The 8,750-nt window shown below is 71.4% G+C and carries 9 protein-coding genes; 8 read left to right on the top strand and 1 reads right to left on the bottom strand.

What is annotated here, in order from left to right; all coding sequences use genetic code 11:
* The 8 genes from D7W81_RS37010 to D7W81_RS36975 all read left to right on the top strand — a co-directional run.
* Positions 1 to 1,731: TIGR04551 family protein (locus D7W81_RS37010; protein ID WP_120560084.1), on the top strand; the 1,731-nt coding region annotated here is incomplete at its 5' end.
* Between the two features lie 3 nt (positions 1,732 to 1,734).
* Positions 1,735 to 1,959, top strand: coding sequence for a hypothetical protein (locus tag D7W81_RS37005; protein WP_120560083.1), 225 nt, complete (start codon positions 1,735 to 1,737; stop codon positions 1,957 to 1,959).
* Entirely contained in the window at positions 1,956 to 3,197 is a 1,242-nt protein-coding gene (lysA, locus tag D7W81_RS37000; protein ID WP_120560082.1) for a diaminopimelate decarboxylase, read from the top strand. Before D7W81_RS37005 ends, lysA begins: the two co-directional genes overlap by 4 nt.
* 16 nt (positions 3,198 to 3,213) lie before the next feature.
* Complete coding sequence (gene dapA / locus D7W81_RS36995; RefSeq protein WP_120560081.1) at positions 3,214 to 4,101, top strand: 4-hydroxy-tetrahydrodipicolinate synthase; 888 nt, start codon at positions 3,214 to 3,216, stop codon at positions 4,099 to 4,101.
* Between the two features lie 14 nt (positions 4,102 to 4,115).
* Complete coding sequence (gene dapB / locus D7W81_RS36990) at positions 4,116 to 4,934, top strand: 4-hydroxy-tetrahydrodipicolinate reductase (protein WP_120560080.1); 819 nt, start codon at positions 4,116 to 4,118, stop codon at positions 4,932 to 4,934.
* The gene (locus D7W81_RS36985; RefSeq protein ID WP_120560079.1) at positions 4,931 to 5,698 is read left to right on the top strand and encodes a fumarylacetoacetate hydrolase family protein; all 768 of its coding nucleotides are present in this window, start codon (positions 4,931 to 4,933) and stop codon (positions 5,696 to 5,698) included. The genes dapB and D7W81_RS36985 overlap by 4 nt, the downstream gene beginning before the upstream one ends.
* The gene (gene folK, locus D7W81_RS36980) at positions 5,695 to 6,234 is read left to right on the top strand and encodes a 2-amino-4-hydroxy-6-hydroxymethyldihydropteridine diphosphokinase (protein WP_120560078.1); all 540 of its coding nucleotides are present in this window, start codon (positions 5,695 to 5,697) and stop codon (positions 6,232 to 6,234) included. Before D7W81_RS36985 ends, folK begins: the two co-directional genes overlap by 4 nt.
* Positions 6,231 to 7,604: a tetratricopeptide repeat protein gene (locus D7W81_RS36975; RefSeq protein ID WP_120560077.1), complete on the top strand. Its 1,374-nt coding sequence runs from the start codon at positions 6,231 to 6,233 to the stop codon at positions 7,602 to 7,604. Before folK ends, D7W81_RS36975 begins: the two co-directional genes overlap by 4 nt.
* 109 nt (positions 7,605 to 7,713) lie before the next feature.
* On the opposite strand, the gene D7W81_RS36970 is transcribed toward D7W81_RS36975, so the two are convergent.
* Positions 7,714 to 8,538: a KpsF/GutQ family sugar-phosphate isomerase gene (locus tag D7W81_RS36970; protein WP_438503396.1), complete on the bottom strand. Its 825-nt coding sequence runs from the start codon at positions 8,536 to 8,538 to the stop codon at positions 7,714 to 7,716.
* Positions 8,539 to 8,750 lie beyond the last annotated feature (212 nt).

Genomic DNA, 8,750 nt, shown 5'->3' with positions numbered 1-8,750 from the left:
CAGTCCCCCGCCCCCACCTCCGAAGGTTCCGTCAGCCGCGAGGAGCTGGAGCAGCGCCTGGAGGCCACGCGGCAGGAGCTGCGCGAGGACATCCGCGCCCAGACGGCCACCCAGGCCGTGGCCAACAACGACTGGCAGGAGGAGTGGACGGAGGAGAAGCGCAAGCTGGAGCTGTTCACGCTGGACGGCTACCTGCGCGTGCGCCCCACGCTCTTCTACAAGTTCGACCTGGGCAAGCCCGCGCTGCCCACCGGCACGCCCCTGGGCCGCCAGCTGTGGACGCGCTCGCCGCGCTCCGCCGCGGAGCAGACCCAGGCGGGCGCCAACATGCGCTTCCGGCTGGATCCGTCCTTCAACGTCTCCGAGGACGTGCGCATCAAGGCGCAGGTGGACGCGCTGGACAACATCCTGCTGGGCTCCAACCCGGACAGCGCCTACAGCGGGGATGGGCGCAACAACTTCACGCTCTTCTCCGAGAACCAGTCCCCGTCCAACTCCGCCGTCAGCGCGTTCAAGGACACCGTCCACGTCCGCCGCGCGTACGGTGAAGTCACGACGCCGGTGGGCATCCTGCGCTTCGGCCGCATGGGCAGCCACTGGGGCCTGGGCATGCTGCGCAACGACGGCAACTGCCTGGACTGCGACTACGGCGACACGGTGGACCGCATCCAGTTCGTCACCGAGCCGTTCGCCGGCTGGTACGTGACGCCCATGCTGGACTTCAACTCGGAGGGGCTGTCCACGGAGAAGGCCAACGCCCTGGGCGAGCCGGTGGACCTCACCCAGTCCGACGACGCGCACAGCCTGGTGCTGGCCATCGCGCGGCGCGACACCGACCAGCAGCAGAAGGCCAAGCTGGACAACAACCAGGGCGTCCTCAACTACGGCCTGTACTTCACCTACCGCACGCAGCGCTACGCCACGACGACGGAGACGGGCGTTCCGTTCGACACCGCCAACCCCTCCAACCCCATCAACGTCGCCTCGCCGGCGTTCGTCCCGCGCGGCGGCACGCTGTACATCCCGGACCTGTGGTTCAAGTACGCGGAGAAGAGCTTCCGCATCGAGGCGGAGTTCGCCGCGCAGCTGGGCAACATCGACGGGCGCGCCCTCACGGCCAACGACCCCACCACCCAGTCGCTGCGCGTCGCGCAGTTCGGCGGCGTGCTCCAGACGGAGTTCCACGTCATCCCGGAGAAGCTGCACCTGGGCATCGAGGTGGGCTTCGCCTCCGGTGACAAGGCGCCGGGCTTCGGCAACTACCCGGGCCGCCAGGGCACGGGCTCGGACGGCAACACCGCGCCGGGCGACGTGGAGGGCCGTCAGTACAGCTGCGACACCGGCGGCTGCAGCGACAACGCCATCCGCAACTTCCGCTTCAACCGCGACTACCGCGTGGACCTCATCCTGTGGCGGTCCATCCTCAATGGCGTCACGGACGCGTTCTACGTGAGGCCGGGCCTGAAGTACTCCATCGCGGAGGGCTTCGACGTCTTCGGCAGCGTCATCTACTCGCAGGCGTTCTACGCGGAGTCCACGCCGTCCTACGCCAGCAAGAGCCTGGGCCTGGAGGCGGACATCGGCGCACGCTACATCACGGAGGACGGCTTCGTGGCGGGCATCGACTACGGCATCCTCTTCCCCCTGGACGGCCTGAAGGACATGGGCCTGCCGGGCCAGGAACTCAGCACCGCGCACGCCATCCGCGGCATGCTGGCCATCCGGTTCTAGCCCATGCGCTCCTCGCTCATCCGGCTGTGCGCCGCCACCAGCCTGACGCTCGCGCTGGTGGCGTGCGGCATCAAGGGCAGCCCCCACGCGCCCCGTCCGGCCCCGCTGCCCGCGCCCACACCGGAGACGGTGCCCGCGCAGGTGCCTCCGCGTGGGCCCATCGAGCCCTCCGGCCCCACGGTGCCGCCGTCCGCCACGGACCCCGAGCAGCCCGAGCAGCCCGAGTGAGCGCCTTTGGCTACAAGAAGGGCGTGCTGCACGCGGAAGGCGTGCCCCTGTCAGCCATCGCGGACGCGGTGGGCACGCCCACCTACGTCTACGCCACCGCCGCGCTCACGGAGCGCTTCCGCGCGGTGACGGAGGCGTTCCAGGGCCAGAAGCACCTCATCTGCTACTCGGTGAAGGCCAACTCCAACCTGGCCATCCTGCGCCTCTTCGCGGGGCTGGGCAGCGGCTTCGACATCGTGTCCGGCGGCGAGCTGGCGCGCGTGAAGCAGGCCGGCGGCGAGCCGGGCAAGACGGTGTTCGCGGGCGTGGGCAAGACGCCGGACGAGATGGCCCAGGCGCTGGCCCAGGGCCTGCTGCTCTTCAACGTGGAGAGCGCGGAGGAGCTGGAGGCGCTGGATGCGGTGGGGCGCAAGCTGGGCAAGCGCGCGCCGTTCGCCCTGCGCGTGAACCCGGACGTGGACGCGCGCACGCACCGCTACATCTCCACCGGCCTGAAGACGTCCAAGTTCGGCGTGCCCTTCGAGGAGGCCGTCGCCCTCTACGCGAAGGCGAAGAAGCTGAAGGGGCTCAAGGCGCTGGGGCTGGACTGCCACATCGGTTCGCAGCTCACGCGCACCGCGCCCATGAAGGCCGCGCTCACGAAGGTGGCGGACCTCTACAGCACGCTCAGGACGCAGGGCCACGCGCTGGAGTACCTGGACGTGGGCGGCGGGCTGGGCATCACCTATTCGGATGAGACGCCGCCCAGCGCCCAGGAGTACGCACGCACGGTGCTGCTCGCGACGGAGGGCACGGGGGCCACGCTGCTGCTGGAGCCGGGCCGGTCGCTCGTGGGCAACGCGGGCGTGCTGCTCACGCGCGTGCTGTACAGGAAGCCCACCGAGGCGCGCACCTTCGTGGTGGTGGACGCGGGCATGAACGACCTGCTGCGCCCGGCCCTCTACGAAGCGCACCACGAGTTCCAGCCGGTGGTGAAGCGCCGCGGCCGGGACGTGGAGGTGGACGTCGTGGGGCCGGTGTGCGAGTCCACCGACGTGCTCGCGCGAGCACGCCCCCTGGTGCTGCCCCGCCAGGACGACCTGTATGCCTTCATGAGCGCCGGGGCTTATGGGATGAGCATGGCTTCCACCTACAACTCGCGGCCCCGGCCGGCGGAGGTGCTGGTGGACGGAGCGGCCTGGCGTGTCGTACGCGAGCGCGAGCGCGTCGAGGACCTCTGGCGCGGCGAGCGGGCCTGAACGTATAAGCGCCGGCATGAAGACCTTCGAAGGCTCCATGACGGCGCTGGCCACTCCGTTCCGTGAAGGGGTGCTGGACGAGGGGGCCTTCCGGGCCCTGGTGCGCTACCAGCTGGAAGGCGGCACGAACGTGCTGCTGCCCATGGGCACCACGGGCGAGGCCGTCACCATGGACGCGGACGAGCGCGCGCGCGCCATCGCCGTCGTCGTGGACGAGGTGAAGGGCCGGGTGCCGGTGGTGGCGGGCGCGGGCAGCAACAGCACGCGCGAGACGATTGAGTCCGTGCGCCGCGCGCGCGAGGTGGGCGCCGACGGCGCGCTCATCGTCACGCCCTACTACAACAAGCCCACGCAGCAGGGCCTGGTGGAGCACTACCGCGCCATCGCGAAGGCGCACCCGGGCTTCCCGCTCGTCGCCTACAACGTGCCGGGCCGCACGGGCGTGGACCTGCTGCCGGAGACGGCGCTCAAGCTGTGTGACATCCCGGAGGTCGTGGCGCTGAAGGAGGCCACGGCGAACCTCATCCGCGCGGTGGACCTGGTGGAGAAGTGCGGCGACCGGCTGACGCTCCTGTCCGGCGACGACTTCACGGTGCTGCCCTTCATCGCGTGCGGCGGCAAGGGCGTCATCTCCGTGTCCTCCAACGTCGCGCCCCGCATGATGGCGGACCTGGTGGCGGCGGCGCGCGGCAACGACATCGCGAAGGCGCGCGGCCTCCAGGTGCGGATGAACGCGCTGCACCGGCTGCTCTTCGTGGAGTCCAACCCCATCCCGGTGAAGTGGGCGCTGCACCTGATGGGCATGTTCGGCCCGGAGGTCCGGCTGCCGCTCGTGCCCATGGGCGAGGCGAACGCCGCGAAGCTCAAGGAAGAGCTGTCCGGGCTGGGCCTGCTGAAGGGTTGAAGGGAAAGCGCGCCATGACCCGCACCGTCATCACCGGCATCTCCGGCCGCATGGGCAGCACGCTGGTGCGCCTGGCGAAGGCCGCCAGCGACCTCCCGGTGGTGGGCGCCACGGTGCGCCCGGGCAGCCCGTTCTCCGGACAGGACGCGGGGCTCGTGGCCCGGCTGGGCGCGCCGCTGGAGGTCGTCGCGCAGGACGACCTGGGCCGCGCGCTGGACGGCGCGCAGGCGGACGTCGTCGTGGACTTCACCGGTCCGGAAGCGACGCTGCAGCACGCGCGCATCTGCGCCGAGCGCGGCGTGGCGCTGGTGGTGGGCACCACGGGCTTCACGCCGGAAGGGCGCGCGCAGCTTCAGGAGTACGCGAAGCGCGTGCCCATGGTCGCGGCGCCCAACATGTCCGTGGGCGTGAACCTGGTCATCCGCATGGCCGCGGAGCTGGCGCGCGTGCTGGGGCCCTCGTTCGACGTGGAGGTGCTGGAAGCGCACCACCGCATGAAGAAGGACGCGCCCAGCGGCACCGCGCTCAAGCTGGCGGAGGTGCTGATGGAGGCGCTGGGCCGCACGAAGGACGACCTCACCTTCGCGCGCGAGGGGCAGACGGGCGCCCGGCCGCCGGGTGAGATTGGCGTGCAGGCGCTGCGCGGCGGGGACGTGGTGGGCGAGCACACGGTTTACTTCTTCGGCGAGGGCGAGCGCATCGAGCTCACCCACCGCGCGACGAACCGTGATCAGTTCGCGCAAGGGGCGCTGCGGGCCGCGCGTTGGGTGGCGGGCCGTGCGCCGGGACTCTATGACATGGCCGACGTGCTCGGCCTCCAGGGGAAGACATGACCGCCCGCTACTGCCGCTTCCAGGTCGAGGGCCGTGCCAGCTTCGGCCGCGTCGACGGCAACGAGGTGGTGGTGCTCACCGCCGCGCCGTGGGCCGGCGGCAAGGAGACCGGCCTGCGCCGCTCGCTCAAGGGGCTCACGCTGCTCACGCCCTCGGACGCGTCGAAGGTCGTCTGCATCGGCCAGAACTACCGCAAGCACGCGGAGGAGATGGGCAAGCCCATCCCCACGGAGCCGCTCATCTTCACCAAGCCCTCCACCGCGCTCAACGGCCCGGGCTCGCCCATCCGTCTCCCCAAGGCGAGTGAGGAAGTGCACTACGAAGCGGAGCTGGCGCTCGTCATCGGTGAGCGCCTGAAGAACGCCGACGAGGCCACCGCCGCGCGCGCCATCTGGGGGCTCACCGCCTTCAACGACGTCACCGCGCGCGACATCCAGCGCAGGGAGATCCAGCACACCCGCGCCAAGGGCTACGACACCTTCGCCTGCGCGGGCCCCTGGGCCGTCACGGGCCTGTCCCCCGCGGACCTGCGGGTGGTGTGCCGGGTGAACGGACAGGTGCGCCAGGATGGCCGGACGTCCGACATGGTGTTCAGCCCCGCCCGCCTGGTCTCCTTCATCTCCCACGTCATGACGCTGCTGCCCGGCGACCTGGTGAGCACGGGCACGCCCTCGGGCGTGGGCGCGCTCAAGGCGGGGGACACGGTGGAGGTGGAGCTGGAGGGAATCGGAACCCTGGTGAACCCGGTTGAGATGGAGCCTTGAGTGCGACCGTCTATGTAGGATTGGGTTCCAATGAGGGCGACCGCGAGTCCCACCTCGTGGCCGCCCTCGCCGCGATGTCCTGCATCGACGCGGTGTCGGTGCTGGGTTGTTCCTCCCTCTACGACAGCGCACCGGTGGGTCCCGCGCAGCCACGCTTCCTCAACGCCGTGGTGGCGTTGGAGTGCGACCTGACGCCGCAGCGCCTGTTGTGCATCCTCCAGCGCATCGAGCAGGACCTGGGCCGCCGCAGGATTCAGCGCTGGGGCCCGCGCACCATCGACCTGGACATCCTCCTGTGGGACGAGGAGGACCATTCCGTCGTCGCGGACGCGAACCTCCAGGTGCCCCACCTCGAACTGCACAAGCGCCGCTTCGCGCTGGAGCCCCTGGCGGAGCTGGCCCCCCACGTCCGCCACCCGGTGCTGGGCGTGTCGGTGCAGGAGTTGCTCGCGAAGCTCGCCCCCCAGGACGTCCGCAAGCGCGAGGCCCTCTACTGGCCCGACATGGGCGCCCGTTTCCCCGTCCACGAACTATGAGCCTGTCCCTCGTCCTGGCCACGGCCGCGCTGCTCGCGGCCGAGCCCACCCCCCTGCCTCCTGGCCACCCCACGATTCCGCCCGGCACCCAGGCGTCTCCCGCCACGGGCGCGGGCATGGGGTCCGCCGCGAACGGCGCGCTGCCTCCCGGCCATCCCACGATGCCCGCGGGCTCCCCCGTGGCGCCGGGCACGCCGCTGCCGTCGGGCCACCCCACGGTGGACGCGAACAAGATGCCGCCCTCCGCCGAGGAGCTGATGAAGCAGCTCGACTCGTCCGAAGGGTTGCGCGAGCGCGAGAAGACCTTCGAGATCGCCTCGTCGCTGGGCAAGCTCTACTACACGAACGGCCGCAACACGGAGGCGCTGGCCTACCTGGGCCAGGCGCAGGCCAAGGCGGACGGCTTGCGCTCGCTGTTCCTCGCGTCGAGGAAGAAGCTGGGCAAGGCCGCCATCCCCCCCCCGGAGGCCGCGAACTGCGGTTTCACGCCGGGCCAGCCGCTGGACGCGATGGAGGCCGTGGCGCAGGCCCGCGCGAAGTCCGGGGATGCCGCGGGCGCCGCCGCGTGTGCTCGCGCCGCGCTGATTCCCGCGCTGGACGTGGACGTGGTTCGCGGCAACGCGCTGTACCTGGGCGGTGACCCCGCCAACGCGCTGAAGGCGTACGCGCGCGTGCTGGAGGTGGAGCCCCGCCACGAGGAGGCGCTCTACGCGCACTCCGCGCTGCTCTTCGAGACGAAGGGCGAGGACCTCCAGGCGCTCAAGTCCGCGCGTGAGGGCTTCGACGCGCTGGTGACGGCGAACCCGGAGTCGCAGCGCGCGCCCATGGCCCGCGAGCTGAGCACGCGCATCGAAGAGGTGGTGAAGATGGGCGGCCGGAAGAAGTGGCTCGCGTCGCGCGCCGCGGACCGCCAGGTGCGTCTGTCGCAGCCCACCGCGCAGGCCGCCGCCATGCCGCCGGACGCGCCGCGCCCGCTGACGCCGGAGATGGTGGACGCGGTGAAGAACACCGAGCGCACGCCGGAGCTGGAGGCGGGTCTCACGAAGCTGGTGGAGGAGGGCGAGGAGCACCTGGCGCGCGGGCGCTTCCAGGAGGCCCTGGCCAACTACACCCGCGTGGTGCCCTTCCAGCCGGAGAACGGCCGCGCGAAGGCGGGCATGGCCTGGGCGCTCGTCGGCCTGGGCCGTCCCATGGGCGCGCGCGTGTGGAGCGTAGCGCTCCAGTCTGACGCGGCCTCGGTGGAGAAGCTGGGCGACACGCTGCTCGCCAAGGGCGACGCGAAGGGCGCCAAGGCCCTCTGGGAGAAGCTGGCCCAGGACGTGCCCAACTACCCGAACAAGGCCGCGCTCCAGGCAAAGCTGTCGCAGTAGCGCGCCGCCAGGGCCCCCCGCCGGACGCGCCGCTCACGAACTGGTCCGACAGTCGGACCAGTTGGAACCGAACCGGTCCGGAGGCGAGGCCTCTGGATGTCCGAGGGGCTTAAACGAACTTCGCGGCCAGCAGGTCCTGGACGTCGAGCAGGCCCACCGCGCGGCCCTCGACGTCCACCACGGGCAGCTGGTCCACCCTCAGCTCGCGCATCTGCGTGGCGGCGGTGAGCACCAGCGTGTCCGGGGTGATGCAGCGCGGGCGCTTGCCCATCACCTGCCGTACCGGCACCTCGAAGTCCGTGTGGCCCTTCTCCACCAGCCGGCGCAGATCGCCGTCCGTGAAGATGCCCTCCAGCTTCCCGTCGCGGTCCACCACGCACGCGGCACCCGGCCGGCCCGGCGTGTTGGTCATCACCACCACCGCCTGCGACAGCCGCGCCGTGTCCAGCACCAGCGGGTTCGCGGGGCCCGTGCGCATCAGCTCGAAGACGCGCAGCACGGAGCGCCCCAGCTTCCCTCCCGGGTGCAGGAGCGCGTAGTCGTCCCGGCCGAAGGGGCGGCTTCTCAGCAGCGTCATCGCCAGCGCGTCGCCCACGGCGTGCAGCGCGGCGGTGGACGCGGTGGGCACCAGCCCCATGGGGCAGGCTTCTTCGATGCGGCCGATGTCCAGCACCACCTCCGCGCCCTTCGCGAGCGGGCTGTCCGCGTCCCCGGTGAGCGCCACCACCGGCGTGCCCATGCGCTTGAACAGGGGCAGCAGGCGCAGGAGTTCCTCCGTGCTGCCGCTGTTGGACAGCGCGAGGATGACGTCGCCCGTACCCACGCGGCCCAGGTCGCCGTGCACGGCCTCCGCGGGGTGGAGGAACACGGAGCGGATGCCGGTGGACGCGAGCGTGGAGGACAGCTTCTGGCCGATGTGGCCCGCCTTCCCCATGCCCGTCACCACCACCTGACCCGGACAGTCACGCACGAGCTTCAGCGCGCGCAGGAACGCGTCCCCCAGCCGGTCCGTGACGCCCAGGATGGCGCGAGCCTCCGCCTCCAGCACGCCCCGCGCGTACGTGAGCGCGGCCTCGTCGTCGGCGCTTCGCGCTTCGGCGCGCACGGGGGCAGGGGAGGGCGCGCTAAAGTACGCGCGGGGCGTGC

The organism is Corallococcus aberystwythensis, from assembly GCF_003612165.1.
Lineage (GTDB): Bacteria > Myxococcota > Myxococcia > Myxococcales > Myxococcaceae > Corallococcus > Corallococcus aberystwythensis.
This window is presented reverse-complemented; position numbering and strand designations above follow the sequence as displayed.